Annotated in this window: 12 protein-coding genes; 2 read left to right on the top strand and 10 right to left on the bottom strand. The window is 59.5% G+C overall.

Going from position 1 to position 16,033, the window contains the following annotated elements:
- Positions 1-2: 2 nt before the first annotated feature.
- The 5 genes from ACA056_RS19835 to ppsA form a co-directional block, all read right to left on the bottom strand.
- On the bottom strand, positions 3-251 hold the full coding sequence (locus ACA056_RS19835) for a hypothetical protein (RefSeq protein WP_008146303.1): 249 nt from the start codon (positions 249-251) through the stop codon (positions 3-5).
- A 63-nt stretch (positions 252-314) separates the two neighbouring features.
- The gene (gene cmaX / locus ACA056_RS19840) at positions 315-1,310 is read right to left on the bottom strand and encodes a divalent cation transporter CmaX (RefSeq protein WP_497267134.1); all 996 of its coding nucleotides are present in this window, start codon (positions 1,308-1,310) and stop codon (positions 315-317) included.
- Positions 1,311-1,337: 27 nt separating this feature from the next.
- The gene (rraA, locus tag ACA056_RS19845; RefSeq protein ID WP_497267136.1) at positions 1,338-1,829 is read right to left on the bottom strand and encodes a ribonuclease E activity regulator RraA; all 492 of its coding nucleotides are present in this window, start codon (positions 1,827-1,829) and stop codon (positions 1,338-1,340) included.
- 121 nt (positions 1,830-1,950) lie between these two features.
- Positions 1,951-2,940 carry an alpha/beta fold hydrolase gene (locus ACA056_RS19850; protein ID WP_497267138.1) on the bottom strand — a complete coding sequence of 330 codons (990 nt, stop codon included), beginning with the start codon at positions 2,938-2,940 and terminating at the stop codon, positions 1,951-1,953.
- Between the two features lie 96 nt (positions 2,941-3,036).
- A complete protein-coding gene (gene ppsA, locus ACA056_RS19855; RefSeq protein WP_497267140.1) occupies positions 3,037-5,412 on the bottom strand; it encodes a phosphoenolpyruvate synthase in 2,376 nt (791 codons plus the stop codon).
- Between the two features lie 174 nt (positions 5,413-5,586).
- On the opposite strand from ppsA, the gene ppsR reads away from it, so the two are divergent.
- Positions 5,587-6,405: a posphoenolpyruvate synthetase regulatory kinase/phosphorylase PpsR gene (ppsR, locus tag ACA056_RS19860; protein WP_131062994.1), complete on the top strand. Its 819-nt coding sequence runs from the start codon at positions 5,587-5,589 to the stop codon at positions 6,403-6,405.
- A 123-nt stretch (positions 6,406-6,528) separates the two neighbouring features.
- On the opposite strand, the gene ACA056_RS19865 is transcribed toward ppsR, so the two are convergent.
- The gene (locus ACA056_RS19865) at positions 6,529-7,938 is read right to left on the bottom strand and encodes an aminotransferase-like domain-containing protein (protein WP_497267142.1); all 1,410 of its coding nucleotides are present in this window, start codon (positions 7,936-7,938) and stop codon (positions 6,529-6,531) included.
- Positions 7,939-8,075: 137 nt separating this feature from the next.
- On the opposite strand from ACA056_RS19865, the gene ACA056_RS19870 reads away from it, so the two are divergent.
- A complete protein-coding gene (locus ACA056_RS19870; protein ID WP_497273574.1) occupies positions 8,076-8,978 on the top strand; it encodes a DMT family transporter in 903 nt (300 codons plus the stop codon).
- Positions 8,979-8,985: 7 nt separating this feature from the next.
- Here the strand turns inward: ACA056_RS19870 and prpD are convergent, their stop codons facing one another.
- The 4 genes from prpD to prpC form a co-directional block, all read right to left on the bottom strand.
- The gene (gene prpD, locus ACA056_RS19875) at positions 8,986-10,470 is read right to left on the bottom strand and encodes a 2-methylcitrate dehydratase (RefSeq protein ID WP_497267144.1); all 1,485 of its coding nucleotides are present in this window, start codon (positions 10,468-10,470) and stop codon (positions 8,986-8,988) included.
- Positions 10,471-10,761: 291 nt separating this feature from the next.
- On the bottom strand, positions 10,762-11,952 hold the full coding sequence (prpF, locus tag ACA056_RS19880) for a 2-methylaconitate cis-trans isomerase PrpF (protein WP_497267146.1): 1,191 nt from the start codon (positions 11,950-11,952) through the stop codon (positions 10,762-10,764).
- 55 nt (positions 11,953-12,007) lie between these two features.
- Positions 12,008-14,599: a Fe/S-dependent 2-methylisocitrate dehydratase AcnD gene (gene acnD, locus ACA056_RS19885; protein WP_497267148.1), complete on the bottom strand. Its 2,592-nt coding sequence runs from the start codon at positions 14,597-14,599 to the stop codon at positions 12,008-12,010.
- Between the two features lie 202 nt (positions 14,600-14,801).
- Positions 14,802-15,929: a bifunctional 2-methylcitrate synthase/citrate synthase gene (prpC, locus tag ACA056_RS19890; protein WP_497267150.1), complete on the bottom strand. Its 1,128-nt coding sequence runs from the start codon at positions 15,927-15,929 to the stop codon at positions 14,802-14,804.
- Positions 15,930-16,033 lie beyond the last annotated feature (104 nt).

Raw genomic sequence — 16,033 nt, forward strand, 5'->3', positions numbered from 1 at the left:
ATTCAATCAGCCTTATCAGCAGTGCGAACGGTAGGTTTACGGTGGCGGGAAACCGGAGCGACATGGGCCGATCCGTTATTCAGGGCGATCATCAGCGCGGGCAGCCAGCGGCCCAGCAGGCTGAACAGATCACCGGCGCCGACCTGGCGGTTGGCGGTTTTCAGTACACGCCCAAGGCACGCATCGTCGTCCCGGGTGGACGGTGATGCCTTGAGCATGTCACGCAAAGACTGTTCAAACGGATCGTGCATACGCACCTCTCGTGATGTCTGTGAAAGACGCGGTCAAATTTGCTCGGGTCACATGGCTCACCCTCAGACCCAGCGCAAACGTCGGAATAACCACCACTGTCCCAGCGCCACCGAGACCATCATCAGACACGCAATCAGGAAGCCATAGGGGCTCGCAGAGAACGGAATCCCACCGACATTGATACCCAAAAGACCCGCCAGAAAACTCATCGGCAAAAAGATCCCGGTGATGATCCCGAAGCGGTACATCGTGCGGTTCATTCGCACGCTCAAACGTCTATCTTCGGCCTCGAGGACCAACCCCACCCGCTCCCGGGTCAATTCCAGCTCCTCGAGATACCGGGTCAGGCTGTTGTTCAATTCGTTCCAGTAATCACCGTCGTCTTCGACGAACCAAGGCAGTTTTATCCGTGTCAGCTGTCCGAATATTTCCCGCTGCGGCGCAAGAAAACGTTTCAGCGCAGCGGCCCTTCGACGGATCTGCAAAACAGCTCCGTGCTCGGGTGTATACCGTTCGTCGGCATCCAGCTTTTCTTCCTCCTCATCGACCACTTCCGAGAGGCAACTGACCAGATCCTGCACCTTATGGGTGAGGAATTGCGCCATATAAAGGATGAGTTCTGACGCCGTTATCGGTCCTTTGCCTTCGGCGAGCTGCACCAGCAACTCATCGGTGGCGCGCAACGGACGCAAACGCAGGGAAATAACCCGCTGGGCCGACGCAAAAATCCGCACCGAGACCATGTCTTCCGGCTCGGCGCCCGGGTTCAGGTTGACCCCACGCAAAAATAGCAGCAGTTCGCTGTCGGAAAGCTGTAAAAGACGCGGTCGGGTGTTTTCTTCAAGTAACAGATCACAGCTGAATTCGCTCAGACCGCTGGATTTTCGCAACCAGGTCCGGGTTTGCGGGTGACTGCGATCCCAGTGCAGCCACAGGCTTTCATGGGCCTGCAACTGCAAGTCATCGAGTTCAGTCCGGGCTATCGAACGCGCACCGCCTTTACCGTCCAGCACCAGGGCATGCACCAGCCCCCACTGCGCGTTTTCTTCCTCGAACATCCTCACCCCTTTGGTTGACTCAACGCTTTATTCAGGCATTTTCAGCGGGCTTGGCGAAATGATCACGCCGTTATTGTCCGCATAGATGTAGTGGCCTGGGTGGAACGTCACACCGGCAAAAGTGACCGCAACGTTGAGATCGCCGAGCCCGCGCCGGTCGGACTTCCGCGGGTGGCTGGCTAGGGCCTGAACGCCCAGATCGGTCTGCGCGATGATATCTACGTCGCGGATGCAACCGTAGATCACCAGCCCTTCCCAACCGTTTTTCGCGGCTTTCTCGGCCAGCATGTCACCCAGCAACGCATGACGCAGGGAACCGCCACCGTCGACCACCAGCACCTTGCCATTCCCATTGAGCTCGACCTGCTCCTTGACCCGCGAATTGTCTTCGAAACATTTGATGGTCACGATTTCGCCACCGAAAGAATCACGGCCGCCGAAATTGTTGAACATCGGTTCCAGCACCTGCACCAGCTCCGGATAGGCGTCGCAAAGGTCAGGCGTGATGTAATGGTTCATCGAGAAACTCCTGTAGAGAGGAAGACAATCGAGGATGTCGCAAAGTGACCAGAAAAGCTCAATGCGTCATATCTTAGCCGCAAGCCGATCAGAGCGAAATGCCCCTGTTAGAGCATCTGGCTCAGCTTGCCGTAGCAAGATCCGGCTTTTCACCCAGCAACGGTGTCTGTTGATCCACCAACCAGCGCGCCACCAGCGGCCAGACTTCAGTCTGGGCGGCTTTGCTGACGAGCATCTCCACATGACCGAAATTATCGCCAAAGCCCTGCTCGCGACCCAGGCTGATGAATTGCTTTTGCTCGGAACCCACCTGATCGAACAGCTTGCGACAAGCCCAGGTCGGGTCCTGATGGTCACCTGCGGCACTCACGGCCAATACCGGTAACTGAACGTCGGCCAATCCGGCCCACCAATCCTTGTCGGCATCGCCAAATCGCCCGAACAGGCCATACCAGCGCATGCTTTCCAGGGCCAGGCCAATGGGCTCGTCCTCAGGGCCGCGCTTGAGCCGTGAACCGGACAGCTGGGCAAAGCGTTTGAGAATGAAGCGCCCGCTCCACTCCACCGGCGGAATCTTCAACGGCCAGTAGGTGCGGCTGACTTGCGTACCGAAAAACGCCGCGGAAGCCACTACCGGCTCCCCGATGTACTCACCACCCAATGCCGCCGCCAGGGTAATCCCGCCCAGCGAGTGACCGATCCAGTGCGGGATCTGGCCGCTCTGCTCGCGCACGAACGCGCCAATGGCCGGCAAATCGTAACGGGCGTAGTCGGCGACGCGGTTCTTGCGGTAGTTCTGGTTACGCTGAGACAGGCCATGGCCACGCATTTCGGGAATCCATACATCGAATCCCAGACGCGTCAGATAGGCGCCCAGTCCAAGCCCCTTCGGGGAAAACCAGAACCGGCGATTGGAAAAGCTGCCGTGAAGCAAAATAACCGGAACGCCACGCGCGTCTGAGCCATCCGCCATGCCCAGGCGCGTCACAGCCAGTTCGACGGTGCCGTCAGGGCTGTTGCCGGGTTTCAGACGATAGACGTCTTCGCTCAGATCGCCGCGCCGCTCGGCGCTGATCAGGGCGACAGGAAATAGGTTGCTGCTGCTTTGCATAATGCTCTTGCACAAAAAAGGGCGGCGTCCAGAGGAGCCCGCCCTACTTGAATCTCTAAAAGGGCCGATCACTGATCGGCCCTTTCACTCACACCATCAAGCCGGAGCTTGACCTTCAGCCAGGAAGAACCAGGTTTCCAGTACGGAATCGGGGTTCAACGAAACGCTTTCGATGCCCTGCTCCATCAGCCATTTGGCCAGATCAGGGTGGTCCGAAGGACCCTGACCGCAAATGCCGATGTACTTGCCAGCCTTGTTGCAGGCCTGAATCGCGTTGGCCAGCAGCTTCTTGACCGCCGGATTACGCTCGTCGAACAGGTGCGCGATGATCCCGGAGTCACGGTCCAGACCCAATGTCAGCTGGGTCAGGTCGTTGGAGCCGATGGAGAAGCCGTCAAAGAACTCGAGGAATTCTTCGGCCAGAATGGCGTTGGACGGCAGTTCGCACATCATGATGATGCGCAGACCGTTTTCGCCGCGCTTCAGACCGTTCTCCGCCAACAGGTCGATGACCTGGCTCGCTTCGCCCAAGGTACGGACGAACGGCACCATGATTTCGACGTTGGTCAGGCCCATCTCGTTGCGCACGCGCTTAAGGGCACGGCATTCGAGTTCGAAGCAGTCACGGAACGATTCACTGATGTAACGCGAAGCGCCACGGAAGCCCAGCATCGGGTTTTCTTCTTCCGGCTCGTAGAGCTTGCCACCGATCAGGTTGGCGTATTCGTTGGACTTGAAGTCCGACAGACGCACGATGACCTTTTTCGGCGTAAATGCAGCGGCCAGGGTGCTGATGCCTTCAACCAGCTTCTCGACATAGAAACCGACCGGATCGTCGTAACCGGCGATGCGCTTGTCGACGCTGTCCTTGATGTCCTGCGGCAGCCCGGCGTAGTTCAAAAGCGCTTTCGGGTGAACACCGATCATGCGGTTGATGATGAACTCCAGACGGGCCAGGCCCACACCAGCGTTCGGCAACTGCGCGAAGTCGAAGGCGCGATCCGGGTTGCCGACGTTCATCATGATCTTGAACGGCAGATCAGGCATGGCGTCCACGGAGTTTTTCTTGATGTCGAAGCCCAGTTCGCCTTCGAAGATGTAACCGGTGTCGCCTTCAGCGCAGGAAACGGTCACGCCCTGGCCGTCTTTCAACAGCTGGGTGGCGTTGCCGCAACCGACCACGGCCGGGATGCCCAGTTCGCGAGCGATGATCGCCGCGTGGCAAGTACGGCCGCCACGGTTGGTGACAATGGCGCTGGCGCGCTTCATGACCGGCTCCCAGTCCGGGTCGGTCATGTCGGAGACCAGAACGTCGCCGGGCTGGACTTTGTCCATCTCGGACACGTCCTTGATGATGCGGACCTTGCCGGCACCGATGCGCTGGCCGATGGCGCGACCTTCAACCAGCACGGTGCCGGTTTCTTTCAACAGGTAGCGTTCCATGACGTTGGCCGAGGTACGGCTCTTCACGGTTTCAGGACGGGCCTGAACGATGTAGAGCTTGCCGTCGTCGCCGTCTTTGGCCCATTCGATGTCCATCGGGCACTTGTAGTGCTTCTCGATGATCATCGCTTGTTTGGCCAGTTCGCTGACTTCGGCGTCGCTCAGGCAGAAACGTGCGCGATCAGCCTTGTCCACGTCGATGGTCTTGACCGATTTACCGGCCGTGGCCACTTCGCCGTAGATCATCTTGATGGCTTTGCTGCCCAGGTTGCGACGCAGGATGGCCGGACGACCGGCTGCCAGCGTGCCTTTGTGGACGTAGAACTCATCCGGGTTCACCGCGCCTTGTACGACGGTTTCACCCAGGCCGTAGGCGCCGGTGATGAACACCACGTCACGGAAGCCCGATTCGGTATCGAGGGTGAACATCACGCCGGCGGTGCCGGTTTCGGAACGGACCATGCGCTGAACACCAGCCGACAGGGCAACCAGCTTGTGGTCGAACCCCTGGTGGACGCGGTAGGAAATCGCGCGGTCGTTAAACAGCGAAGCGAACACCTCTTTGGCGGCGCGAATAACGTTTTCGACACCACGGATGTTCAGGAAGGTTTCCTGCTGACCGGCAAAGGAAGCGTCCGGCAGGTCTTCGGCGGTAGCGGAAGAGCGCACGGCCACGGCCATGTCAGGGTTGCCGGCCGACAGCGTGGCGAACGCGGTGCGGATCTCGGCGTTGAGCTTCTCGGGGAATTCGGCTTCCATGATCCATTGACGGATCTGGGCGCCGGTCTTGGCCAGGGCGTTGACATCGTCGACGTCCAGGGCGTCGAGGGCGGCGTGGATCTGATCGTTCAGGCCGCTCAGCTCGAGAAAATCACGATAAGCCTGAGCTGTCGTGGCGAAGCCACCGGGCACCGATACACCGGCACCTGCAAGGTTACTGATCATCTCGCCCAGGGATGCGTTCTTGCCCCCTACGTGCTCTACATCATGGACGCCGAGCTTATCGAGGGAAACTACGTACTCTACCAAGGTGATCTCTCCACTAACTGTGTTGGAAAAGCTCAGAAGCCGGCTGCTCTATGGAGCGTTTGCCAGCTGTATGGCCTGGACCTGGAAAATAAGTGAGAATGCGAGCCACTGGCGGCCGGCAAATCGCGCCTATCATATCCAAGATTCGTCACTAGCTTAAGGCCCAAGGTGCAAATGAAACGATCTGCTTTCTTTATCTCCGATGGCACCGGCATCACAGCCGAGACCCTCGGCCAAAGCCTCCTGGCGCAGTTCGAAAACATTACCTTCAGCAAATTCACGCGGCCCTACATCGACAACGTGGATAAAGCGCGGGCCATGGTACAACAAATCAACAAAGCCGCCGAAAACGACGGCTTTCGGCCGATCATCTTCGACACCATCGTCAATCAGGACATCCGTGAGATCCTCGCAACGTCCAATGGTTTCATGATCGACATTTTCTCGACCTTCCTGGCGCCTCTCGAACAGGAACTGACCGAGCATTCTTCCTACACCGTCGGTAAGTCCCACTCGATTGGCAGCAACTCCAATTACATGGAGCGGATCGAGGCGGTGAACTTCGCCCTCGACAACGACGACGGTGCGCGCACGCATTATTACGACAAGGCCGACCTGATCCTAGTGGGCGTGTCGCGTTGTGGTAAGACGCCGACGTGCCTGTACATGGCCATGCAATTCGGCATCCGCGCGGCCAACTACCCGTTGACCGAAGACGACATGGAACGCCTGCAACTGCCAGGCACCCTGCGTGCCCATCAACACAAACTGTTCGGCCTGACCATCGACCCGGACCGCCTCACCGCGATCCGCAACGAGCGCAAGCCCAACAGCCGCTATTCGAGCTACGCCCAGTGCGAATTCGAAGTGCGTGAGGTGGAGAATCTGTTCCGCCGCGAGAACATTCCGCACATCAATTCCACGCATTTTTCGGTGGAAGAGATTTCGGCGAAGATCCTGGTGGAGAAAGGCGTGGAGCGGCGGTTCAAGTAGTTCTGCGGCGCCCGTTACACCGCTTTCGCGAGCAGGCTCGCTCCCACAGTTGATCTCCAGTGGACACAAAGTTTGTGTACGACAGAGATCCACTGTGGGAGCGAGCTTGCTCGCGAAGAACAATTACACGGTCTCTGCCAATGCTGCCGCCAATGCGTCAAACCCACCCTGCAACAACCGATCATCCCCTGCTGAATTACACACACTCGCCCTGATGAACTGCGGCACGGCCCCATGCCCGACCGCAAACATCTCGGCAGTAGCCACCAGAAAATTATTCGCCTTGAGCTCCTCAGCAATCTGCGAGGCCCGCCAAGGCTCGGGCACTTCGAGCCAGAAGTGCGGGCTATGGGAATGGGTTTTGTACGCCAAGCCCTCCAGCACACCGCTCACCAACGCCTTGCGCCGACCGATCTCGGCAATCTGCTGGCCCAGCAACCGCTCGGCAATGCCGTTTTCTATCCACAGACTCGCCACCTCCAGCGACAACGGGTTGGCCATCCAGCACGTCCCGCGCACTGCTGCGCTCAAGCGTCCGATCAACGGTTGCGGCGCATGCAGGTAACCGACTCGCAAACCCGCCGAAACCGCCTTGCTCAGACTGCCGATCAGCACCGCGCGCTCCGGGGCGAAATGGCTCAAGGGTAACGGTCGCTGCTGAGCCAATACCGCGTGGGCTTCATCTTCAAAGATCAACAGATTGTGCCGCCGACAGACTTCTACAATCGCCTCCCGCCGTGGGACGGACATCACTGCAGCGGTAGGATTCTGGATCGTCGGCGTGCAATACAGCGCCGACACACGGTGGTTGCGGCAAACCTCCTCCAGCGCATCGGGCATCAGTCCTTCATCATCCATCCCGACGCCGATGAGTTTTATCCCGAGCTGGCGTGCGACGCTGATCAACCCCGGGTAGGTCAGGTGCTCCGTCACCAACGTATCGCCCGCCTTGAGCAACCCCATCAAGGCACACAACAGACCGTGCTGGCCGCCGTTCACGCAAACGATCTGCTCGGTGTTCGGGACAAACTCTTTATGCCTGAGCCAGTGCGCGCCCGCCGCACGGTAGCGCAGCAACCCAGCCTCGGCGGTGTAGCCCCCGAGGTGTTGCAAGGCCTCAGGATCAAGGGACAACGCTTGCAGGCTCTGACTCAAAAAAAGCGCTTCCTGCCCCGGAATCGGTTGATTGCGGCTCATGTCAAAAAACGCCCGCGGTTCATCACTGACGTTGCGAAAGCCACCGTCCCGCGGTCGTTCCATCCCGCGCTGACGCACATAGGTGCCGTCTCCTACTCGCGCGACCACCAATCCCACACGCTCGAGTTCACCGTAAGCGCGGCTGATGGTACCGATGGTCACGCCGAGGCTATCCGCTAGCAACCGATGAGGCGGCAATTTGCAGCCGGGCTCGATCAGCCCTTCAGCGATGCTTTTTTCGATCGCGTCGGCGAGGCGTTTGTATTTCACACCCAGTCCGTTCGCCAGGCCGTCGCGCAGGATTGACACCATGGCAATACTTGTTTTGACAGTCATTACAGCCCCGAATAGCGTGCTTGAAACAGGTTCAATCAGGGATAGACCTTTTGCAGATGAAGGTCAATTCCGAACATAAAAGGAGCTCGCTCATGTCCATTGCCGTCAGTGCACCTTCACGTATTGCTAAACCCTGGATGGCCGCCCTGGTCACCAGTGTGCTGTTCCTGATCGTGTGCCTGAGCTGGGGCACCACGTGGCTCGGGATCAAGATTGCCGTTGAAAGCGTGCCGCCGCTGACCGCCGCCGGCCTGCGGTTCCTCATCGCCTTCCCGTTGTTTCTCGGCTTCGCCCTGATCCGTCGTGAACCGCTGCGGTTTCCCAGGGAGAGGCGTTGGTTTTTTGTCTTTGTCACGCTGTCGTATTTCAGCCTGCCGTACTACTTGCTCAACTACGGCGAGATGCACGTTTCGTCCGGCCTGACGGCGCTGCTGTTCAGCTGCATGCCAGTGTTCATCCTGCTGTTTTCCGCGCTGTTTCTGCGGGAGAAAATCTACCCCTCGCAAGTGCTCGGCATCGCCATCGGTTTCGGCAGCCTGTTCATGATCATCCGCAGCCAAGGGTTGCATCTGGACCATGCCGAAATGTTCGGGGTGTTGGCGATTCTCTGCGCGGCGGTGATGCATGCGCTGTGCTACGTGGTGACGAAAAAACACGGTACTGCGATCAGCGTCATCACCTACAACACGCTGCCCATAGGCATTGCCGGGGTGATGCTGTTTGTCGCCGGATTGAGTGTCGAAGCACCGGTGTTCGATGCCATCACCGCGCGTTCGTGGAGCGCCCTGCTCTACCTGGGGCTGGTGGCGTCGGTGGGCGGGTTTATCGTTTACTTCCTGCTACTCAAACGGCTGAGCCCGATCATTCTGTCGTTTGTGTTCATCATTTTTCCGGTGTTCGCGGTGATCATCGGTGCCTGGTACGAGGGGCAAACCTTGTCCCGGGAACTGATGATGTACTCGGCGATTTTGCTGACGGGGTTTGCGATCACCAAATTGCCTGTGGAAAAGTGGCTCATCGGCAAAAAAACAAACCCCTGAACAACGGTCAGATCACAAACAAATCCACAAACCGATTCACCGGCGTCGCCTCAAGCGCAGCCTGATCCTTGCACAACGCAAAGATCTCGGCGCATCGCTGGGCGGTGAAGCGCGTCGCCAGGTTCGCCTTGAACTTGTCTTCCAGCAGCGGAATGCCGTCGGTGCGGCGACGGCGATGGCCGATCGGGTACTCCACCAACACGTTTTCGGTGCTGGAGCCGTCCTTGAAGAACACCTGTATCGCATTGGCGATGGAGCGTTTGTCGGCCTCCAGGTATTCGCGGGTGTAGCGTGGATCTTCGACGATGACCATTTTTTCGCGCAGCACGTCGATGATCGGATGCGCCGCATGGAAGTCGTCCTCGTACTGCTCGGCCACCAGATTGCCAAACGCCAGCGGCACGGCGGTCATGTACTGGATGCAATGGTCACGGTCCGCAGCGTTGGCCAGCGGGCCGACCTTGGAGATGATGCGGATCGCCGATTCGTGGGTGGTGATGACGATTTTGTCGATTTCGTGCAGGCGATTTCTGACTTGTGGATGTAACGTCACCGCCGCTTCGCACGCCGTTTGCGCGTGGAATTCGGCCGGGAAACTGATTTTGAACAGCACGTTTTCCATCACGTAACTGCCGTACGGTCGGGAGAAACTGAACGTGCGCTTGTCTTCGGGCTTGAGCGCCAGGTCGTTGTTGGTGTGGCTGAACAGCACGTCGTAGAAGCCCCATTGTTTAGCGGTCAGTACGCCGGGGATACCCATCTCGCCACGCATTGCGATGTCCGCCAGTCGCACGCCACGGCTGGACGCATCGCCGGCCGCCCAGGATTTACGCGATCCGGCATTTGGCGCATGACGGTAAGTGCGCAGGGCCTGACCGTCGGCGAACGCATGGGACAACGCGGACAACAACTGCTCGCGATTGGCGCCCATGAGTTTGGCGGTGACAGCAGTCGAGGCGACTTTCACCAGAATGACGTGATCCAGGCCTACACGATTGAAGGAGTTTTCCAGCGCGATCACCCCCTGAATTTCGTGAGCCATGATCATGGCTTCGAGTACCACGCGAACGGTCAGTGGTGTATCGCCATTGGCGAGGCGCTTTTGTGACAAGTGATCGGCCACCGCGAGAATGCCGCCTAGGTTATCGGACGGATGGCCCCACTCGGCGGCGAGCCAGGTGTCGTTGTAGTCGAGCCAGCGGACGATGCAACCGATATCCCACGCTGCTTTGACCGGGTCGAGGCGATAACTGGTGCCGGGGACGCGGGCGCCGAACGGGACGACGGTGCCTTCCACCATGGGGCCCAGGTGTTTGGTGCACTCGGGGAAGCGCAGGGCCAGCAGGCCACAGCCCAACGTGTCCATCAGGCAGTTGCGGGCGGTGTCGAGGGCTTCGACGGATTGGATCTTGAAGTTGAGGACGTAGTCGGCAATGTCCTGCAGGACCGTGTCGTAGTCGGGGCGGTTGTTCTGGTCGACGTTGGTGCTCATGCTCGATTCACTCCAGTTCAGGATTGTTGAGTGGTGGTGTTCTTCCTCAGGGGCAGGTTTGGTTTTGATTTTTGCAGGTCTGGGGTGCCTGCTTGATTTGTATTTATTCAGGTAGATCCACCCCTCACCCCAGCCCTCTCCCCACGGGGGAGAGGGGAAAGGGAGCAGATCTTCAAGCTGTTTAAAGCCTGAGCTCGACTCTAGCTTCCAGGTCGCAGCGGATCGAAATACACCTCGGTCAGCCCCCTCTCCCCTCTGGGGAGAGGGTTGGGGTGAGGGGTGGATTTCAGATCAGAACGAATCACCCGGCACACGGACGTAACCTTCCATCAACACCCGCGCACTGCGGCTCATGATGGCCTTGTTCACTTTCCACTCACCGTCCACCAGGCTCGCCTCAGCACCAACACGCAAGGTGCCGGACGGATGCCCAAAGCGCACAGCATTGCGTTCGATACCACCCGCCGCAAGATTCACCAACGTGCCGGAAATCGCCGCAGCCGTACCAATCGCCACCGCCGCCGTGCCCATCATCGCGTGGTGCAACTTGCCCATGGACAGCGCCCGCACCAGCAGATCGACATCACCCGCCGCAATCGCTTTGCCACTCGAAGCAACGTAGTCCGCAGGCTTGGCCACAAAGGCAACCTTAGGCGTGTGCTGACGCTTGGCCGCTTCGTCCAGATCCTTGATCAGGCCCATGCGCAATGCGCCGTAAGCCCGAATGGTTTCAAACATCAGCAGCGCTTTCGGATCGCTGTTGATCGCGCCTTGCAGCTCGGTGCCGGTGTAACCGATGTCTTCGGCATTGACGAAAATGGTCGGAATACCGGCATTGATCATGGTCGCCTTGAAGGTTCCGACACCGGGCACTTCGAGGTCATCGACCAGGTTGCCGGTAGGAAACATCGAACCACCGCCACCCTCTTCTTCCGCTGCCGGATCCATGAATTCGACCTGCACTTCAGCGGCCGGAAAGGTCACGCCGTCGAGTTCAAAATCGCCGGTTTCCTGGACTTCACCGTTGGTGATCGGCACGTGGGCGATGATGGTCTTGCCGATGTTGGCCTGCCACACGCGTACCACGGCAACGCCGTTGTGCGGGATGCGGCTGGCGTCCACCAAACCATTGCTGATGGCAAACGAACCGACCGCCGCCGACAGGTTGCCGCAGTTGCCGCTCCAGTCGACGAAAGGTTTGTCGATGGACACCTGACCGAACAGGTAATCGACGTCGTGATCGGCCTTGATGCTTTTCGACAGGATCACGGTTTTGCTGGTACTGGAGGTCGCGCCGCCCATGCCGTCGATTTGCTTGTCGTACGGGTCGGGGCTGCCAATCACGCGCAGCAACAAGGCATCGCGAGCAGGCCCTGGAATCTGTGCCGCTTCGGGCAGGTCTTTCAGGCTGAAGAACACGCCTTTGCTGGTGCCGCCACGCATGTAGGTGGCGGGGATTTTAATTTGAGGTGCGTGAGCCATGGTGCTCCTTCAAAGCAGACACGGGACTCAACATCCCGTGCCCGCACGTCGTGATTTAGACGGCTACTGCCGATTCAAGGAAGTCCTGAGCAAAGCGTTGCAACACACCGCCGGCCTCGTAGATCGACACTTCTTCGGCGGTGTCGAGGCGGCAGGTCACCGGCACTTCGACGCGTTCGCCGTTCTTGCGGTTGATCACCAGCGTCAGTTCGGCACGCGGGGTGCGCTCGCCGATCACGTCGTAGGTTTCGCTGCCGTCGATGCCCAATGTCTTGCGGTCGGTGCCCGGTTTGAATTCCAGCGGCAACACGCCCATGCCCACCAGGTTGGTGCGGTGAATGCGCTCGAAGCCTTCGGCTGCAATCGCTTCCACACCTGCCAGACGCACGCCTTTCGCTGCCCAGTCGCGGGACGAACCCTGACCGTAGTCGGCGCCGGCAATGATGATCAGCGGTTGTTTGCGCTCCATGTAGGTTTCGATGGCTTCCCACATGCGCATCACTTGGCCTTCCGGCTCGACACGCGCCAGCGAACCCTGTTTGACCTTGCCGTTTTCCTGAACCATTTCATTGAACAGTTTCGGGTTGGCGAAGGTGGCGCGTTGCGCGGTCAAGTGATCACCGCGGTGCGTTGCGTAAGAGTTGAAGTCCTCTTCCGGCAAGCCCATTTTCGCCAGGTATTCGCCAGCGGCGCTGTCGAGCATGATCGCGTTCGACGGCGACAGGTGATCGGTGGTGATGTTGTCCGGCAGCACCGCCAATGGGCGCATGCCCTTGAGCGGACGAGCCCCGGCCAGCGCGCCTTCCCAGTACGGCGGACGGCGGATGTAGGTACTCATCTCGCGCCAGTCGTACAACGGCGTCACTTTCGGACCGGTGTCTTCGTGGATGGCGAACATCGGGATGTAGACCTGACGGAACTGCTCCGGCTTGACCGACGCTTTCACCACCGCGTCGATTTCTTCGTCGCTCGGCCAGATGTCTTTCAGGCGGATTTCCTTGCCATCAACCACGCCCAACACATCTTTTTCGATGTCGAAACGGATGGTCCCGGCGATGGCGTAAGCCACGACCAACGGTGGCGAAGCGAGGAAGGCGTTCTTGGCGTACGGGTGAATCCGCCCGTCGAAGTTGCGGTTGCCGGACAGCACAGCGGTGGCGTACAGGTCGCGGTCGATGATCTCTTGCTGGATCACCGGGTCCAGCGCACCGGACATGCCGTTGCACGTGGTGCAGGCGAAAGCGACGATGCCGAAACCGAGTTGCTCCAGTTCGCTGGTCAGGCCGGCTTCGTCCAGGTACAGCGCGACGGTTTTCGAACCCGGCGCCAGGGACGATTTGACCCACGGCTTGCGGGTCAATCCGAGCTTGTTGGCATTGCGCGCCAGCAGACCGGCGGCGATGACGTTGCGCGGGTTGCTGGTGTTGGTGCAACTGGTGATGGCGGCAATGATCACTGCGCCGTCCGGCATCTGGCCGGGCACTTCGGTCCACTGACCGGAGATGCCTTGGGCGGCGAGATCGGAAGTGGCGACGCGGGCGTGCGGGTTGCTCGGGCCGGCCATGTTGCGCACTACCGAAGACAGGTTGAAGGTCAACCCGCGCTCGTATTGCGCCTGCTTCAAGCTGTCAGCCCAGAGGCCGGTGGTCTTGGCGTAGTTCTCGACCAACTGCACTTGCTCGTCTTCACGGCCGGTGAGTTTGAGGTAGTCGATGGTTTGCTGGTCGATGTAGAACATCGCCGCCGTGGCGCCGTATTCCGGGGCCATGTTGGAGATGGTCGCGCGGTCGCCGAGGGTCAACGCGGAGGCGCCTTCGCCGAAGAACTCCAGCCACGCACCGACGACTTTTTGCTGACGCAGGAACTCGGTCAGCGCCAGCACCATGTCGGTGGCGGTGATGCCCGGTTGCAGCTTGCCAGTCAATTCGACGCCGACGCTTTCCGGCAGACGCATCCACGACGCGCGGCCGAGCATCACGCTTTCAGCTTCCAGGCCGCCGACACCGATGGCGATCACGCCCAGCGCGTCGACGTGCGGAGTGTGGCTGTCGGTGCCGACGCAAGTGTCGGGGAACGCCACGCCGTCGCGCACCTGGATCACCGGAGACATTTTCTCCAGGTTGATCTGGTGCATGATCCCGTTGCCCGGCGGAATCACATCAACGTTCTTGAAGGCTTTTTTGGTCCAGTTGATGAAGTGGAAACGGTCTTCGTTGCGACGGTCTTCGATGGCGCGGTTCTTCTCGAACGCCTCCGGATCGAAGCCACCGCGCTCGACGGCCAGGGAGTGGTCGACGATCAATTGCGTCGGCACCACCGGGTTCACTTGCGCCGGATCGCCGCCTTGCAGAGCGATGGCGTCACGCAGGCCGGCGAGGTCGACCAGCGCAGTCTGGCCGAGAATGTCGTGGCACACCACACGGGCCGGGAACCATGGGAAGTCGAGGTCGCGTTTGCGCTCGATGAATTGCTTCAGGGATTCGGTGAGCGTAGCCGGGTCGCAGCGACGCACCAGGTTTTCCGCCAGCACGCGGGAGGTGTACGGCAGGGTGTCGTAGGCGCCGGGCTGGATGGCCTCGACAGCCGCACGGACGTCGAAGTAATCCAGATGGCTGCCGGGCAGCGGTTTACGGAATTCAGTGTTCATCGTCAGGACTCGGTCACGGTGATTACAAAGGGGGGCACCCGGCGCGGACTTGAAGTAAACACATTCCACTGTGGGAGCGAGCCTGCTCGCGATAGCGGTGTATCTGTCGACATTGATGTTGAATGTCAGTCCGTCATCGCGAGCAGGCTCGCTCCCACAGGGTTTCAGGTTCCTTCAGTAACCAGCGTCAGCGCCCTCCCGGTCAGCGTTGTTCGATTGGCACGAACTTGCGCTGTTCGACGCCGACGTACTCGGCGCTCGGGCGGATGATGCGGTTGTTGGCACGTTGTTCGAACACGTGCGCCGCCCAGCCGGTCAGGCGCGAGCAGACGAAAATCGGTGTGAACAACTTGGTCGGGATGCCCATGAAGTGGTACGTCGACGCATGGTAGAAGTCGGCGTTCGGGAACAGCTTCTTCTGTTCCCACATGGTCTTGTCGATGGCTTCGGAAACCGGGAACAACACGGTGTCGCCCACTTCGTCAGCGAGTTTTTTCGACCAGCCCTTGATCACCTCGTTGCGCGGATCGTTGTCCTTATAGATCGCGTGGCCGAAGCCCATGATCTTGTCCTTGCGCTCAAGCATGCCGAGGGTGCCTTTGATCGCCTCTTCCGGCGAGCTGAAGCGCTCGATCATTTCCATCGCCGCCTCGTTGGCGCCGCCATGCAGCGGACCACGCAGCGTGCCAATGGCCGCCGTGACGCAGGAAAACATGTCCGACAGGGTCGAGGCGCACACCCGTGCGGCGAACGTCGACGCGTTGAACTCGTGTTCCGCGTAGAGGATCAGCGAAACGTTCATCACTTTGACGTGCAACTCGCTCGGCTTCTTGTCGTGCAGCAGGTGCAGGAAGTGGCCGCCGATGGATTGTTCGTCGCTCACGCAGCTGATGCGTTTGCCATCGTGGCTGAAGCGATACCAGTAGCACATGATCGCCGGGAACGCGGCGAGCAAACGGTCAGTCACGTCGTGTTGTTCGGAGAAGTCTTTCTCCGGCTCGATGTTGCCCAGGAACGAGCAACCGGTGCGCATCACGTCCATCGGGTGGGCGTCGGCGGGGATGCGTTCCAGCACTTCTTTCAGCGCTTGCGGCAGGTCGCGCAGCTTGCTCAGTTTGCTGATGTAAGCGGCGAGTTGGGTTTTGGTCGGCAGTTCGCCGTACAGCAGCAGGTAGGCCACTTCTTCGAATTGTGCGTCAGCCGCCAGTTCGCGAACGTCGTAGCCACGATAGGTCAGGCCTGCGCCCGACTGGCCCACGGTGGACAGTGCGGTTTGCCCGGCAACCTGGCCACGGAGCCCGGCGCCACTGAGTACTTTTGCTTCGGCCATTGCTGTCTCCAATCTTGAATTTGTTAGGGAATCTGCAATTTCTACACGGTTATCTTGTTTTCGTAGCAGCTCGTCCGCTCGTAGCAGCTGTCGAGCAGCGCGAG

This window comes from Pseudomonas sp. LBUM1666, from assembly GCF_059695775.1.

Coding starts and splice junctions, on each gene's coding strand:
- ACA056_RS19835 (WP_008146303.1), bottom strand. CDS start 251: ATGCACGATCCGTTTGAACAGTCTTTGCGTGACATGCTCAAGGCATCA.
- prpF (WP_497267146.1), bottom strand. CDS start 11,952: ATGGCTCACGCACCTCAAATTAAAATCCCCGCCACCTACATGCGTGGC.
- ppsR (WP_131062994.1), top strand. CDS start 5,587: ATGAAACGATCTGCTTTCTTTATCTCCGATGGCACCGGCATCACAGCC.
- ACA056_RS19865 (WP_497267142.1), bottom strand. CDS start 7,938: ATGACTGTCAAAACAAGTATTGCCATGGTGTCAATCCTGCGCGACGGC.
- prpD (WP_497267144.1), bottom strand. CDS start 10,470: ATGAGCACCAACGTCGACCAGAACAACCGCCCCGACTACGACACGGTC.
- prpC (WP_497267150.1), bottom strand. CDS start 15,929: ATGGCCGAAGCAAAAGTACTCAGTGGCGCCGGGCTCCGTGGCCAGGTT.
- cmaX (WP_497267134.1), bottom strand. CDS start 1,310: ATGTTCGAGGAAGAAAACGCGCAGTGGGGGCTGGTGCATGCCCTGGTG.
- rraA (WP_497267136.1), bottom strand. CDS start 1,829: ATGAACCATTACATCACGCCTGACCTTTGCGACGCCTATCCGGAGCTG.
- acnD (WP_497267148.1), bottom strand. CDS start 14,599: ATGAACACTGAATTCCGTAAACCGCTGCCCGGCAGCCATCTGGATTAC.
- ACA056_RS19870 (WP_497273574.1), top strand. CDS start 8,076: ATGGCCGCCCTGGTCACCAGTGTGCTGTTCCTGATCGTGTGCCTGAGC.
- ACA056_RS19850 (WP_497267138.1), bottom strand. CDS start 2,940: ATGCAAAGCAGCAGCAACCTATTTCCTGTCGCCCTGATCAGCGCCGAG.